General features: G+C 44.2%; 12 protein-coding genes and 2 tRNA genes. 6 read left to right on the forward strand and 8 right to left on the reverse strand.

All coding sequences use genetic code 11. The features are described 5' to 3' along the window. Positions 1-707: 707 nt before the first annotated feature. Positions 708-1,427, forward strand: coding sequence for a hypothetical protein (locus tag JMX91_RS07905; protein ID WP_201548414.1), 720 nt, complete (start codon positions 708-710; stop codon positions 1,425-1,427). An 89-nt stretch (positions 1,428-1,516) separates the two neighbouring features. Here the strand turns inward: JMX91_RS07905 and JMX91_RS07910 are convergent, their stop codons facing one another. The 8 genes from JMX91_RS07910 to rsmH all read right to left on the reverse strand — a co-directional run bounded on the left by JMX91_RS07910 (position 1,517) and on the right by rsmH (position 11,721). Next, positions 1,517-1,813: a hypothetical protein gene (locus tag JMX91_RS07910; protein WP_201548416.1), complete on the reverse strand. Its 297-nt coding sequence runs from the start codon at positions 1,811-1,813 to the stop codon at positions 1,517-1,519. A 379-nt stretch (positions 1,814-2,192) separates the two neighbouring features. Next, positions 2,193-3,140: a putative RNA methyltransferase gene (locus JMX91_RS07915; RefSeq protein WP_201548466.1), complete on the reverse strand. Its 948-nt coding sequence runs from the start codon at positions 3,138-3,140 to the stop codon at positions 2,193-2,195. A gap of 135 nt (positions 3,141-3,275) precedes the next feature. After that, positions 3,276-4,394 carry a phospho-N-acetylmuramoyl-pentapeptide-transferase gene (mraY, locus tag JMX91_RS07920; protein WP_201548417.1) on the reverse strand — a complete coding sequence of 373 codons (1,119 nt, stop codon included), beginning with the start codon at positions 4,392-4,394 and terminating at the stop codon, positions 3,276-3,278. Positions 4,395-4,397: 3 nt separating this feature from the next. Beyond that, positions 4,398-5,846, reverse strand: coding sequence for a UDP-N-acetylmuramoyl-tripeptide--D-alanyl-D-alanine ligase (locus JMX91_RS07925; RefSeq protein WP_201548419.1), 1,449 nt, complete (start codon positions 5,844-5,846; stop codon positions 4,398-4,400). 82 nt (positions 5,847-5,928) lie between these two features. Continuing rightward, complete coding sequence (locus JMX91_RS07930; RefSeq protein ID WP_201548421.1) at positions 5,929-7,641, reverse strand: UDP-N-acetylmuramoyl-L-alanyl-D-glutamate--2,6-diaminopimelate ligase; 1,713 nt, start codon at positions 7,639-7,641, stop codon at positions 5,929-5,931. Between the two features lie 66 nt (positions 7,642-7,707). Beyond that, on the reverse strand, positions 7,708-9,798 hold the full coding sequence (locus JMX91_RS07935; protein ID WP_201548423.1) for a peptidoglycan D,D-transpeptidase FtsI family protein: 2,091 nt from the start codon (positions 9,796-9,798) through the stop codon (positions 7,708-7,710). Continuing rightward, positions 9,795-10,277, reverse strand: coding sequence for a cell division protein FtsL (locus JMX91_RS07940; protein ID WP_201548425.1), 483 nt, complete (start codon positions 10,275-10,277; stop codon positions 9,795-9,797). Before JMX91_RS07940 ends, JMX91_RS07935 begins: the two co-directional genes overlap by 4 nt. A gap of 409 nt (positions 10,278-10,686) precedes the next feature. Next, on the reverse strand, positions 10,687-11,721 hold the full coding sequence (gene rsmH, locus JMX91_RS07945; protein ID WP_413786785.1) for a 16S rRNA (cytosine(1402)-N(4))-methyltransferase RsmH: 1,035 nt from the start codon (positions 11,719-11,721) through the stop codon (positions 10,687-10,689). A gap of 364 nt (positions 11,722-12,085) precedes the next feature. Between rsmH and gltX the strand changes: the two genes are divergently transcribed. The 5 genes from gltX (at position 12,086) to JMX91_RS07970 (ending at position 15,505) form a co-directional block, all read left to right on the forward strand. After that, positions 12,086-13,612: a glutamate--tRNA ligase gene (gltX, locus tag JMX91_RS07950; protein ID WP_201548467.1), complete on the forward strand. Its 1,527-nt coding sequence runs from the start codon at positions 12,086-12,088 to the stop codon at positions 13,610-13,612. Between the two features lie 159 nt (positions 13,613-13,771). Next, positions 13,772-14,137 carry a hypothetical protein gene (locus JMX91_RS07955; RefSeq protein ID WP_201548429.1) on the forward strand — a complete coding sequence of 122 codons (366 nt, stop codon included), beginning with the start codon at positions 13,772-13,774 and terminating at the stop codon, positions 14,135-14,137. A 122-nt stretch (positions 14,138-14,259) separates the two neighbouring features. Further along, positions 14,260-14,335: transfer RNA gene (locus JMX91_RS07960), tRNA-Ala, on the forward strand. A gap of 148 nt (positions 14,336-14,483) precedes the next feature. Further along, positions 14,484-14,559, forward strand: a tRNA-Glu gene (locus JMX91_RS07965). 292 nt (positions 14,560-14,851) lie between these two features. Continuing rightward, positions 14,852-15,505: a LysE family translocator gene (locus JMX91_RS07970; RefSeq protein WP_201548431.1), complete on the forward strand. Its 654-nt coding sequence runs from the start codon at positions 14,852-14,854 to the stop codon at positions 15,503-15,505. Positions 15,506-15,597 lie beyond the last annotated feature (92 nt).

Consider the following 15,597-nt stretch of genomic DNA (forward strand, 5'->3'; position numbering starts at 1 on the left):
ACTTTAATACCAAAAGATGGTAATTTATCTACGATGAATGAATAGGTCTTAAATTCTTTGAATCCACGTTCAGGCTAGCTATGGATCTGCTTGCGCCATTGTTTGACTTCATCTAATAATGCTTCATTAACTGACATTTATTTTTTCCTTTGAGAGTATGTATTGATATACCGACGCTGGCATTGATACGCGCTATCGACTTTTGGACAGCGAAAAACCCTCTAATTTTTTGCACTCTTTTATTTTTACCAAATAACTAAGCCACTTAAAGTAGCTTGTTTATGACGTACTAGAGGTATGTTTTCTTGGACAACCATAGTAACCTATTTTCACGCACTCGAATAATGTCAAGCCGTATTAGCAGGCTTCGCCTTTGTCTCTTTTTTGAATAGATTTTTTACAGTAGTGCAGATTATAAGCATTTTTCAGTCGTGTTTGGCCGCATAAAACTGCCGTTAAATGAGTGGATGCTCTATTACGATTCGTTTTATTATCAGCTTAATTTTATTCCTAAACCCTTATACGAAAAGGCTTTAAGTTTTTTTAAGCGTTCAATCTAGTTTTATATCGATGCTGGTCAATATTGCTATTCCGTACAAAAATGTAATAACGATAGGGTCTCTGATACTCGGCAAGTGCCATTGTCAAAAAATTGAATTATAGTAGATATCGGTAGTATTTATTTAAATAAACTAAAGGATACAATAATGAAAACACTAGGAATGTGTATCGTGGCAGGACTCGGATTGAGTGCTTGCGCTACCGGCATGGGCGGCATGGCAACAGGCAATACCAATCAAAATAACAACTCTGATAACGTTGTCACTCAATACCCAGTTGAAACTGCCCTACTCAATATCTATACCAAACAACGTAGTGAAAAATTGGTAGCCACTATCGGCGGACAAAGCGTAGCCGCAGATATTCAAATAACCCCTAAAGGCAGCATGCGTTTTAATAATAAAATGGTACAAGGCGCAGAAGTCAGCACAATCAACACAGTGAATCAGCAGATTACGGATCAGTCCGTCACTATCAATTACTTTACGCTAAATCCATTGGTGTTCCATGGTTTTACGGATAGTACGGGTGAGTATTCAATCGCTAACCAAACGACTAGTATCCCTAAAATGGCTACTGTAGGCGACTCAAATCAGCTCATCACTGAAAACGTATATGCTGACAGTAGTATGCGTCAGAAAACCGCCACTTATAAGCAGGACTGGTCACTCACACAAGATACAAATAACACAGCGTGGCTCTGTATAGAGACCTCCGGCAATCTGCTTTTGACTTCTGATGCTGCAGGTACGTCTTCAGAGTGCTATAAAATCAATGCTAAAGGCGATGTTTTGAGTAGCAAGGTCACACTTACTCAGCCTAATAAAAATGGCGTGTCCAAATCAATGACGTTAATTAGTCAGTAGCGTTTGCTCAACTAGTAACGATCAATAGTGTCATATAAAAAAAATAGCGCCTAATTAAGGCGCTATTTTTGGATGCTAGGATTGTATTTTTACGAGCGACGATCATGGTTGTTTCTGTCATGATTGTTTTTATCATGGCTATTTTTAGCATGAACATTTTTGGCTATTGCTTTGTGTTTAGCAGCCACTACATTCGCTTTGTGATGTGACTTGGCTGCCTTAACTTTGGCATGCTTATAGTTATTACTCGTTTTATTGCTACTATGCTTTTGTTGCTGTACTTGAGCCGAATGATGCTTATCAAAATTAGGTGCAGCATTGGCTTGACCCACCATCGACAAACAAGCAGTAGCGGCTAAAATCGAACTAACTAGTATCTTTTTCATCATTTTATTCCTTTCAATTTATATTTAGAGTCGTTATAGATAATTCACTTAGTGTTAAATGAACTATCGTGATAAAGCTTTACTCTATCGACAAAGAGAATGATAAATGATTCTAGTATTAAGTAGATTTATGAAACTTGAAGAAAGGTTGCGATTGTTACGAGGGCATGCGTGCTTAAGGGCATGTTAGGTATTGGCGTAATGTTTGGTTAAATAACAGCGCATTTACGCTTTATCGGTAAGCATCGTAAACAGGATATTTATAAAAACGCGAATTACTAACTAGTTGATAACGAATGCAAATACGGACATGGTGGAGTTACTGGCTAATATTTAAAACGAGCATAGCAATACTCCATACTACTATGCTCTAAATGTGCTAAACAGAAGTTTTCCGCAAAATATAAACCACAAACTTCGCCTCTGTGCCAAATGCTGCTGTTTCTACGGCGGCCAATAGTGCTTGCCTTTTTTCACTGCGGGCACGGTACGCATAAGGTGTCATCGTCATCAAATCAGCCAAATCCTCTGCGGATAACGTCAGCTCTGTACTGACACGGCAGGTCTCAACCAATGTAAAATATGGTGCCAATTCTTGTAAGAATTTATCAGAATCATGCTCACGCACATCATCAAATAGCGCATCACGCATCGTTGCCAAATGCCCGATATCAGGTTTGGCAATGATTAAATAGCCACCATCCATCAATACATTATCAAACGCCTCGGGCAAAATAGGGCTAAAAATACTGCTAATACCCGTCATACTGTGCGGGCGTAATGGTAAATGTGCAGCACTGGTCACTAATGGATAGACCGCTGTCGTATTGGCAGTATCTTCTTTACGCATCTGATACCATAGACGACCTGCTACTTTACTGACTTTGGCCAGCTCAACCACTGCAGGCTTACTGATGTCAGCGGCTATCAGCGTGTCTATAACATCCGATCCCATTTGTGCCATTGCGTGCGTGTAGTATCCTTCTCCGCAACCAATATCTAGCCAATTGACTGGCTTGTTATCTTGTTTATCCACTAACTCATCGTTAGACAGTAACTCTGTCATCTTTTGGCTAATTAAGTTTTGTAGCGGTGCGTAGTGCCCATGATTCAAGAACCGTTTACGCGCATCGATAGACTCTTGGCTATCCCCAGGTGCTTTAGACTTTTTTTGTTGTACTGGCAGCAGGTTGACATAGCCTTGACGCGCCACATCAAAGGGATGTGAAGTCTGCTTAGGGTGCAAACTACCATCACAGCGCCAAGTATCTGCGGCGGGTTGTAGCGGTGACTGACAAAGTGGACAAATAAATAACGACACGGGCATCTCAAAGTGATAGCAGTATGCTTGGCATTTTAACAAAATTCATCTGCCTTGAGCGACAAAAAGCCGTCTCAATCATGATTGAAACGGCTTTTTGGAGTTATGCAAATATCTATATAGATATTTGGCGGTTATAGCTTAACGCAGTTTTAGCGTCATTAGCCCAAGGATGACAAGAATAATGGCAATAATCCAAAATCTAGCTACCACTTGCGTTTCTTTCCAGCCAATTTCTTCAAAATGATGATGCAGCGGTGCCATACGGAAGACGCGTTTCTTGCGCAGTTTGTACGAGCCAACTTGCAACATCACTGATAGCGCTTCTGCGACAAACAAACCACCCATAATTGCAAAGGCAATCTCTTGACGGGTCATCACGGCGATAGTACCTAGCATTGCACCCAGTGCTAGCGCGCCAACATCACCCATAAACACTTGTGCTGGATGCGCGTTGAACCATAGGAAACCAAGGCCTGCTCCCACCATTGAGCCACAGACGATGATGACTTCGGAGTTATAAGGAATATAAGGCACATGCAAGTAATCAGCAAAGCGTACATCGCCTGATACATAGGCCATCGCACCCAAACCTGCAGCGACGAGAACGACTGGCAAAATCGCTAAACCATCCAACCCATCGGTTAGATTGACTGCGTTAGAAGCGCCATTAATCACAAAGTAGGTAAAGATGATGAAGCCAATACCAAATGGCACTGCTGAAAATGGAATCATCCAATCTTTGAATACTGGCAATAGCAAATCCTGCATCTCGCGCGTGGTGTTGATATTGGGTTGTAGCGTGGCGATATAGTACAAAGAAACACCGACAAATAGCGCGCCTATAGATAGCCAAAAATACTTTTTGCGAGCGATTAGGCCTTTCGGATCTTTGTACTTAATTTTTAACCAATCATCAGCCCAACCTACGGCACCAAAGATAACCATAACCACGAGCAAAATCCAAACATAAGGATTGTTTAATCGTGCCCACAGTAGCGTCGATATCCCAATCGCACTTAGGATCAGTACCCCGCCCATGGTTGGTGTGCCAGTCTTGGCTAAATGCGATTGAGGTCCGTCATTACGAATGGCCTGACCATATTTGAGCGATCGCAGGTGCCGAATGACACGGCCACCAAACATCATGCTAAACATAAGGGCGGTAACAACGGCAAGCAATGCTCGCAGCGTCAACGAAGAAACCGCAGAAAACGGCGTATAATACTGGCCAAGCCAGCCGAACAACCAAACTAACACCGCCTACTCCTCTACTAGCGCATGAATAAGTGTTTCCATTCCCATGGAACGAGAGCCTTTGAACAACACAGTACAAGGCTTAGCTTGTTGCGCTTGCAAATACGGCTGTAAATACTGTAATAAACTGTCTTTATCTGCAAAGGCATGAGCACTGATATCAGATACCTCTTGCGCACCCGCAACGGTATAAGGGGCATATTCGCCAACACAAAGCAGCACGTTGATACCTGTGGTTGCGATAGTACGGCCCAAGCTTTGATGCTCACTGATAGCCGCCTCTCCTAGCTCACCGATATCGCCTAGCACCATGACCTGCGTACCTGTTTGCGCAGCCAATACTTTGGCAGCAGCACGTACCGAATGAGGGTTGGCATTATAAGTATCATCAATAAGACGATGCATACCAAGTATCTGGCTATTTAGACGACCTTTAGCAGGGCGTGCATTTTCGAGCCCGATGACGATGTCGCTTACCTCAATATTTAGCGCATGCGCACAGGCAGCAGCGGCCAAGGCATTATTGACATTGTGTTCACCTGCCAATGGCAAATTGATATCATGGACTTGGTTACCAATATGTAGCTTAAATTCGCTACGTTCAGGCTCTACGTCTAGATGGCTTGCGCTTACATCCGTATTACCAAAGCCAATCACATGTGAGGTGTGCTTTTCAGCGATACGACGCAACTGATTGGTAAAATCATCCTTATCGGGAACGATTGCAAACTGCGCGTCCGTCAAAGTATGGTAAATCTCAGCCTTGGTTTGGCAGATGCCTTCACGGCTACCGAACTCACCCAAATGCGCTGTACCGATGTTTAAGATACAGGCCACATCAGGCTGAACAATTTCAGTCGTATAAGCAATCTCGCCAATATGGTTTGCGCCCAACTCTAAAATAGCATAGCGATGATGGTCTGATAGCTCAAGCAACATCATTGGCACACCCAAATCGTTATTGAGGTTACCACGAGTGATCAAGGTCGGTGCCAATCTACCAAAAATACTGCCTAGCATTTCTTTGCAAGTAGTCTTGCCACTAGAACCCGTAATAGCAATCACGGTTAAATCTGGATGCTGCTGACGACGATATGCTGCCAATTGACCTAGCGCCAAACGGGTATCGCTGACCACCAATTGCGGAATAGCATTTGGGCCGGACAACGAGATAGGACGCGAGACGACAGCGGCAACAGCGCCTTTAGACATCGCTGTCTCAATATAATCATGTCCATCGAAATTATCGCCGCTTAGCGCCAAAAATATATCGCCTGGCTTTATCGTACGGGTATCGGTGGCTATACGTTTACTGGCTAAAGCAGTCTGCTCTGCTGCATAGCCTTGTGGTAGTTGCCACTGCCCATCGAGCGACGTGGTCGCTGCGAGCAGATTGTCCATTTGCCAGACATAGAGCCCTTGCGACTGGGCAGTATTATCGGTGTCGGCTGTCATAATGATTACCTTATATGATGACTACTTAATTTTTATATTTAATGATCAATTTTTACTAATGCATGTATTGAAAGCCAATCAATTACACACGTCCCGCCTGACTCAACGCCTGCTGCAACACAACACTGTCATCGAAATCATAGCGAACGTTATTAATCTCTTGATAGGTCTCATGACCTTTGCCTGCGATGACAACGATATCATCTACACCTGAGTGACTAACTGCATACTCAATAGCGGTTTGGCGGGCAGGCTCGATATGGGTTCGTTGATATTGCTCAGCGGTCATACCAGCCTGCATATCTTGCAAAATTACATTTGGGTCTTCGGTACGTGGATTATCCGCGGTCAAAATAACTTGATCAGCACCTTCTAGACCTGCTTGCGCCATCAACGGTCGCTTGCCTGCATCACGATCTCCGCCGCAACCAAATACCGCCCAAAGCTGACCTTTACAGTGGGTTTTTAAACTTGCCAGCACTTGGTTTAGAGCGTCTGGAGTATGCGCATAATCAACGATAAAGCAGCCATCATTTGATGGTACGCGCTGCATACGCCCAACTGCACCTTGCAACTGTGCAACAGCAGGCGCAATACGCTCGATATTCATAGCCAAGTCATCATCAAGTGCTACGACGGCTGCTATCGCTGCGAGCAAATTGGCTACATTGAAGCGACCTAATAATGGACTGAAAATCTCTATGTTATCAGCTTTGTCATCACCAAAATCAGTACGCAGATTGATTTTGACGCCTTGCAGACTGGGTGTAATATCAGCAGCAACAAAAGTAGCAGTTTTTGATGAATCCAAACTGTATGTCCATACCGTCAAACCGCTAGCGTTTGCCGTATCTAACATAACCTGAGCGTGCTCATCATCGATGTTGATAATGGCATGGGTCAAATCTGGAAAATGTGCTTTATCAAACAGCTTGGCTTTGGCAGCGGCGTACTCTGCCATATCGGCATGATAGTCTAAATGGTCACGACTCAAATTGGTATAAATCGCCACAGTGACTGGCATACCTTGTAGACGTTGTTGATCTAACCCGTGAGAGCTGGCCTCTAATGCCAATATCTCAGCCTCTTCTGTTCCCATTTGATATAAGAACTGTTGGACAGCTAAAGCATCGCCCGTGGTATGACTGGCCTGTACTAGAGCGCCAAGTCGACCATTACCTGCCGTACCCATCACCGCGCTACTCTGACCCATCAACTGAGTAAGCTGTGCTACTAATTGACTGATGGTTGTTTTGCCATTCGTACCAGTTACTGCAACCACAGTCGGTAGAGTCACTGGCTGCTGATATTGCAGGCGCGCTTGAATTAAGCTACCTAAAAAGTCGCGAATGTTAGGAACGTACAATACAGGGCATGACAGTGCTGCTAATTGCTGTGCATTAGCAATACTATCTGTCTGCGGTTCACTACTGGGATTTGAGGGATTTGTTGCTTCGCTAAGTAAAACACTAGGGTCAATTTCTGAGAGAATAAACGCGGCTTGTTTAGCGGCTTGCCGTAAATAGTCGCGACTTTTTTGAGGGTTGGCTGTTTGACTCTTTAGAAGGACGAATACGTCGTTCACTTCCAATTGGCGATTATCCAAGCGAAACTGTTGAAACGGAATATGGGCAGTAGATTGAGCTTGTTCTGACTCTGCCTGCTTGAATACTTTCTGAATCGATGTTTCTATCATCGCTGTAAGTTGCTCAGCCAGTTTTTGCTGCTGGCTTTTATTGGCATCTATAAGCTGTTTTAAGGTAACAGTAGCGCTATCTAGCGATGATATAGTCATAGATAAATCCTAAACAGTTAAAACGTGTCAGCTCAGTAGAGCTGGACATTTAAAATAATTGAACGCTTACTGCGCTTCCGTTTTTAGTGGCTTATCCAAAGGCACATTATACAATCGCAATGCTTCTTTCATCACATTATGGAAGACAGGGGCGACCGTTAGACCAGCATAAATCTGACCGCGCGGGTCTTCGATAAGCATTACGCCTACCAGCTTTGGATTAGATGCAGGTGCCATACCAGCAAAGACGTTACGATACTGATCCGTATAGTAACCACCGTCTGGATTGATACGGCGTGACGTACCCGTCTTACCTGCCACGCGATATCCATCAATGGCGGCGGCTTTCGCCGTACCACCAGGCTCAGTCACGCTCTCAAGCATCTGTACAATCGACATTGCTTGCTCATGTGCCATAATGCGTTTGCTTGGCTGCGACTTATCATCTTTAATTAAAGTTAATGGATGCATGACTCCACCTGCTGCTAGGGCTGAATACGCCTGTGCAACCTGTGCCAATGTCACTTGCAGACCATAACCATAACTAACCGTCGCACGGCGCGAGGTTTCTTTCTCTTTTGGCGTAACAATCAGACCGCTGCCCTCACCTGGGAACTGCAAAGGTGTTTTTGAGCCAAAGCCAAACTGTCGTTGCATATTGCTAATAGCATCGGCTGGCAGTGATAGCGCAATCTTGGTAGAAGCAACGTTACTGGATTTCTGTAGTAGCGTTGCCATGTTAATCATACCCAAATTATTATGATCTCGAATGGTATAGCCACGTACGCGAATCGAACCGGGATTGGTATCAATCAAGGTCGTTGGCGTATATTTACCCGAGTCTAGCGCTGCCGCCACGGTAAACGGTTTCATCACCGAACCTGGCTCAAACACATCTAACAGTGCGCGGTTACGCTGATTTTCACCTGTCATCTCGTTAAGGTTGTTCGAGTTAAACGACGGCCATGTCGATAGTGCTAATACTTCACCAGTTTGTACATCAACAATCATACCCGTGGACCAGCGGGCTTTTTGCAAGCGTCCAGCTTTTTCTAACTCTTTATATAGCAAATACTGTAAGCGCGAATCAATCGTCAATGCCACATCTTTGCCTGGTACTTCCGGCTCAATCTGCTTAATTTCTTTTAGGCTGTTTTGTTTGGCGTCTTTTAGAACCAGAACTTTCCCATCATCACCTGCCAGATCTTTTTCATACTGACGCTCAATACCAGCACGGCCTTCATAGCCGCCTTCAGGATCCTTGGCGTTTTGACCCATAAAGCCCAGCAGCTGTGCATTAGACTGTGGCTGCGGGTAATAACGCTGAAAGAAATTCTTTTCGTAGACACCAGGGAAATCAAGCGAACTGACGCTTTGGGCAATCTCAGGTGTGACCTTATTAAGCAGTGGCAAATAGTGCGAACCTGCGCCAGATGGCAAAGCAGCTTTTACGGCTTTCTCATCGGTCACATCGATACTGTCATCAATAGCCGTGACTTTCTTTAGTTCATCGACCGAGATATTGGCAGCAGCGGCTAGCTTGGTCAGGTCCATATTATCTAGACGCTTTTGCATACGCGCCTGTAATTGTGGACTGCTAGGATTGGTAATGATAATGCGCTTTAGCTCGTAATATTCACGCGAATAATCATGCGGACTGAATGAAACCGTCGCGAGCGGCGCGCTGACCGCAAGCGGTAGATTATTACGATCGGTAATCATACCGCGATAAGACTTCTGGGTACGCTCACTGGTAATAAGCTCATTGCCTTTGTCTTGATAGAACTGTGCGTTGGCAACCTGAATATAATAGGCGCGGCTAATCAATAGCGCTAATATGACCAGCGCTAGACCCCAGACCATACGAAAACGGTTTTTGTCTTGTTCGAAACCACCGAGAGCAGAAGCACCTGACGCTTTGCTCGAAAAAACCATTTTGCTCTTGCGGTTTTTTACACTGGTGTAAGCCCCTTGGGTATCGCTTTTTTTGATGCGTCCGAATAGTTTTGCCTTACGATTGCTTGCAGCTTTATCGGGCTTGCTGCTCGTCTGACCAGATTTAGCAGCACTGGCTCGGCGGAGAGGTTTGGTTATCTTGCCGCTGGCTGGTTTCTTGCTGGTGTTTTTTGCGGTGGATTTAGGCTTTTTCTCACTCATTGTCCTGCCTCCATCGCTGGTTCTTCAGGAGAGATGTCGGTAGAGGCACGTGGACCAATAACGTCAGACATATCTTCATCTGAGTCTTCCGTAACCACTGGCACCAATGCCGTAGCGACACCAGGCTGGATAATCAGCTTATCCTTTAATGTTGGCGAATACATACCCAGTTCAGCAACCGCTCGACTGGCAATCTGCGGAGTGGCGCTAAAAGTTTGTTGCTCAATCAATAGACGCTGATGCTCTACTTGTAGCTTACGTTCTTGTTTTTTCATGTCTTGCAAGGTTTTGTAGTCCTGATGATATTGCTGAACTTCTTCGGCAGTTTTGATACCACTCCATACAATCGTGGCTGCCAATAGCAGTAGCACGACCACATAAATGCTCACCACATTAAACCGGCGCACGAACAGCTCGCCGACATCGGTATTATAAGGTGTAGCAGTGCGGCGATTCGCAGGTTTGTCAGATATTGCCATGACGATCTCAAAAAGGTGAACGTAAACGATAGAGTAGATAACGGATTGCGAAAGATGAACGTGTCATTATTCGGTCATACCATCGATAAATATAAAAACAAAGACACTTATAAGTGTAAAAACTAAACTAAAAAAAACGAATGTAAAAACACATTCAATAGCTAATATATTTAGGAGCCATAAATCATTACAACTCATGGCTATCAATAGGTCATGCCACAACCAAACACGTTGCATGGCTATCTACATATAAAGCCATTCAACTATCATGCAGATAAAAACCAACTGCTGAGCCTAACAGACAATATTTACAGATTTTTAACAGTGGCGTAGCCATTAGGACATTTGCGCATCATTTAGACAAACATTAGCAATCTTATTCGACTATGGCTTGTGGCATCATGTTGTTCTATGATTTTGTTGTCTGCTCATAAGCTGTATCAGTACGCGTTGCCATACGCAACCATGCACTGCGCGCGCGCGGGTTTTGGCTCGTTTCAGCTTTGCTTGGGCCAACGCGTTTAGGTTTGCTAAAGTAACGTGGACGATTCGGCGGCATTGGCAGGTTTTCGTCTTCTGGATACTGCCCTTTGCTATGACGCTGCAAAAACTGCTTGATACGGCGATCTTCTAATGAGTGAAAACTAATGACCGCAAGCTGCCCACCTGACTTTAAGATAGGAATGCTTTGCGCTAAAAAGTCGTCAACATCGCCCAACTCATTATTAATAAAGATACGCATGGCCTGAAAGCTTTGCGTTGCTGGATGTTTGCCGCGCTGCCAGTTGGGATGCGCTACTTTGATAACTTCTGCTAGCTCGAGCGTAGACTCATAGCTCTCCATCTGTTTGATAGCGCGGGCAATACGGCGACTATGACGCTCTTCGCCAAACTCATAAAGCACATTGGCCAACGTTTCATCATCGACTTTCTCAAGCCATTCGGCAACTGACTGGCCACGACTGGTATCCATACGCATGTCTACTGCCCCATCACGCATAAAGCTAAAGCCGCGACTACCATCATCAATCTGCGGTGATGAAATACCCAAATCTGCCATTAAGCCATCAACTTCACTGGTACCCATAGCAGCCAGACTGTCGGTCAACGTCGCAAAACTATCGTGAACCACACGCACGCGGCTGTCTTTGCTTGCCAGCTCTTGCGCCACACTAATGGCTGTTGGATCTTTGTCAAAGACAATCAGTGTGGCGTCATCGGCAAGTTGACTTAGTAGCAGTCGGCTATGGCCACCACGGCCAAAAGTTGCATCAACGTAGATACCACTTATATTTAAGCTATTTTGGTCGCCTTCTGTTTGCTTAGGCAAGGATTTTACACCGAGCACCGCAGCGACAGTCTCTTGCAGCAGCACCGCATCATGGACAAAACTTAATTCATCAGACGTGATATCGCCCTCATGACGGGCGTGAGTAACATCCAGATCGACATCTTGCGTAGACGCATCCTTTATAGCAGAAGGACTAGACACTGACTCAGAGAGATCAGCGGCGGCAGAAGGACTGGCTTTCGATTTTGGCTTAGACTTTGATAGGGACACAAACAACTCAATAGATGACGACCGTACTGGCCAGTAATTAGATGAAAATAAACAAGTTATGACTTGCTTAGCATTATTATCGCAAGGATACACCTGTAGTCAAGCACTAGAAGGGCTTTTCATTAAAAATATCACATGTCTCTGTTATACTAGCGCTATATTTTACGCTATTTCTTAACATCGACTTCATATCTTTCATCGCTATTTATACTAATAGCTTATATCGATAGCAAACTTTGAGACTTTTATCATGCAAACCTCTACTGACAGCACGCGCCCTGTACGTACGCGTATCGCCCCATCACCAACTGGCTTCCCGCACGTAGGTACTGCCTATATTGCTCTATTTAACTTGGCTTTTGCCAAAGCTCACGGCGGCGAATTCATCTTACGTATCGAAGACACTGATCAGACTCGCTCGACTGAGCAATCAGAACAAATGATTTTGGATGCCCTACGCTGGGTTGGTCTAGATTGGAGCGAGGGCCCAGATATTGGCGGCCCACACGCCCCTTATCGTCAGAGCGAACGTAGCGATATCTATAAAAAGCACGCTGAGATACTCATAGAAAAAGACCATGCGTTCCGCTGTTTTTGTACCCCTGAAGAGTTAGACGCTATGCGTGCTGAGCAAATGGCCAATGGCGAGACCCCTCGTTATGATGGTCGCTGTGCCCATCTTGCACCAGAAAAAACTGAGCAATTGGTAAGCGAGGGCAAATCACACGTGATTCGTATGCGAGTGCCAACCGAAGGCACTTGTCAAGTACAAGACATGCTGCGCGGTACGGTTGAGTTCCCTTGGACTCAAGTCGATATGCAAGTACTGCTAAAAACAGACGGCATGCCAACCTATCATCTAGCCAACGTCGTCGATGACCATCTGATGGAAATCACCCATGTGATGCGCGGTGAAGAGTGGTTGAACTCTGCGCCTAAGCATCAACTACTTTATGATTATTTTGGTTGGGAAATGCCTACGCTTTGCCACATGCCGCTACTGCGTAATCCTGATAAATCAAAACTGTCTAAACGCAAAAACCCAACCTCTATCACCTACTATCGTGATGCAGGCGTGCTACCTGAAGCGCTGCTAAACTATCTCGGTCGTATGGGCTACTCAATGCCTAATGATGCTGAGCAGTTCACACTAGAAGAAATGATTGCCAGCTTTGATATTCAGCGTGTGTCGCTTGGTGGCCCTATCTTCGATATCGAAAAGCTCAACTGGCTCAATGCAGAATGGCTACGTGCGCTTAGCCCTGAAGAGCTAAAGAATAAAATCCTTGAGTGGGCCAGCAACAGTGACAAGCTAACCGCTATCGCAGCGGCGATTCAGCCACGTATCGAGCTATTGTCTGATGCGGTTAATTGGGGTGGTTTCTACTTCCAAAACCTACCTGACATCAATGCTGAGAGTTTCACTCATAAATCGCTCACCCCTGAGCAAATTATCGAGATGCTGCAATTAGCACTTTGGCAATTAGAAGTCTTGCCAACGTGGTCAGAAGAAAACATCTACGCCACACTAAAAGGCCTTGCTGCTCATCTGGATATCAAGATGCGTGACTTTATGGCGCCGTTCTTTATCGCTATCGCTGGTAGCACCTCATCGACGCCAGTCATGAACTCTATGGCGATTATCGGTGCTGACATGACCTTGACTCGCTTGCGTCATGCAGTTGATGTATTAGGCGGCCTCGGTAAAAAGAAACTGAAAAAACTTGAGAAACAAGCGGCAGAATTGCCAGATTTCTTAGCTGCTGCTGAATAGTTCAGAAGCTGAACAACTTATCTACTAAACAGTTAACTAGCTAAACTTGTCGAATGTAAAAGGGTCAGGCCATCTCTGGCCCTTTTTTCGTTGTTAATCAGTACAACTACCCTCGTATTATTAAACGTCTTTTATTAAATATTTCAATTGGAAATAAACATGGCCGCTAAAACCATCACAATAGAAAGCAAAGATTATGTCTTTAACACGCTAAAAGAAGCACAGAAATATTATGATGCCATCGTCAAAGAGCTTTTTGAGGCAAACCTAACCCTGACGACAGGTCAAGACTTCGAAGATTTTAAATGGATATACACCACGTACTGTGGCTACACCAAGCATAATCTAGATAAATTGGGCGAATATGACATCATTGGCGTCAAAGGTATCAGAACGATCCGAGAAAAAGGCGGTCAATATATGCCAACTGAATGCTGTGCGATTGTTTTTTCTGATGGCAGCGAAGAAGAGTTTTATACCGATAAAGCCATCAAAGAGATCGCACTTAAGCAAAATCCACGCTAATTCGGACGTGTTGAGCCTTTAAAATAGGCTAAATCACTTTTTTTTGCATATTTATGAATTATTTTTAAAATAGTTGTTGACAGGGCTGCCGGTCTTGCATAAAATACGCACACTCTTAGCGAGGGGCTATAGCTCAGTTGGTAGAGCACTTGCATGGCATGCAAGGGGTCAACGGTTCGACTCCGTTTAGCTCCACCATACTTATTTATAGCAACGCTCAGTATTACTGAAACGTAATAATAAATACTCGCTAGTAGGACGATATCAGCACCTAGGCAATGCTTATTTAATAAGCTATCTGATATTGTGAAGTACCGTTGTAACCACTGGTTATAACACTCTATGCGTCCCCATCGTCTAGAGGCCTAGGACACCGCCCTTTCACGGCGGTAACGGGGGTTCGAATCCCCCTGGGGACGCCACTATTCGGCGTCACTTATTAGCACTTTTGCTTAGCATTAGGTTAGACTAATAAGCGAACAATAAAAAAGCCCAGCCATCATATGGTGACTGGGCTTTTTTATGTCTGTCGTTTCTCAACATCCTCTATTCTGTTGTCGTTAGCTTATTATTAATAGCTGCTAGCTTACTGTTGATAGCACTATTGCCAACCTATCTAATACTCGTTAATATCGATCTGACAAGCGTATTTATAAAGTGCAGCCACATACTATAAATGATGGGGCTTAGCGTGATTAAAGGGAAGTGATTGCTATGTTTGGTATCGAGAATTATCTAGGGTTTATTTTAGCGGCTATTTTGTTAAACCTAACGCCAGGTACGGATAGCATGTACATCATCACCCGTAGTGTCTCACAGGGGCAAACAGCAGGGGTTTATTCTGTTCTTGGCATTACTTCGGGTATTTTGGTACATACGTTATTGGCGGCGCTAGGATTGTCCGTATTACTTGCCAACTCCCCTACCGCTTTTATGATTGTTAAGTATATTGGGGCCAGCTATTTGTGTTATTTAGGTCTAAAAATGCTACTGAGCAAAAACTCGAGCTCGATAGCAAACAATTTATTCAAAGATCAGAACGTGACTAGCCAAAAGGCTGTAGATGGTTGGCAAATATATAAGCAAGGTGTGTTAACCAATACTTTTAACCCAAAAGTCGCTCTATTCTTTCTCGCGTTTTTTCCTCAGTTTATCGACGCTAATTATGCTTATGGCATGCTGTCATTTTTAATGTTGGGACTGACTTTTGCCACCACAGGCTTTATATGGTGCTTGTGTTTGGCAATGTTGGCGTCAAAGTTCAGCAAAAAACTAAGAGAGAATCCAAAAATTGAATCCATGATGAATAAAATAAGTGGTGTCGTATTTATGGGGCTAGGAATTAAGCTGTTGACTGAGAAGACTTAAAGAGTAAAGTAACAAGAAGAAAAACGTCTTCCATAAAAAAGCCCAATCCCCTACTTTGAAGGAGATTGGGCTTTTTGTCATATAAAGCTTAA

This window comes from Psychrobacter sp. Pi2-1 (assembly GCF_904846645.1).
Lineage (GTDB): Bacteria > Pseudomonadota > Gammaproteobacteria > Pseudomonadales > Moraxellaceae > Psychrobacter.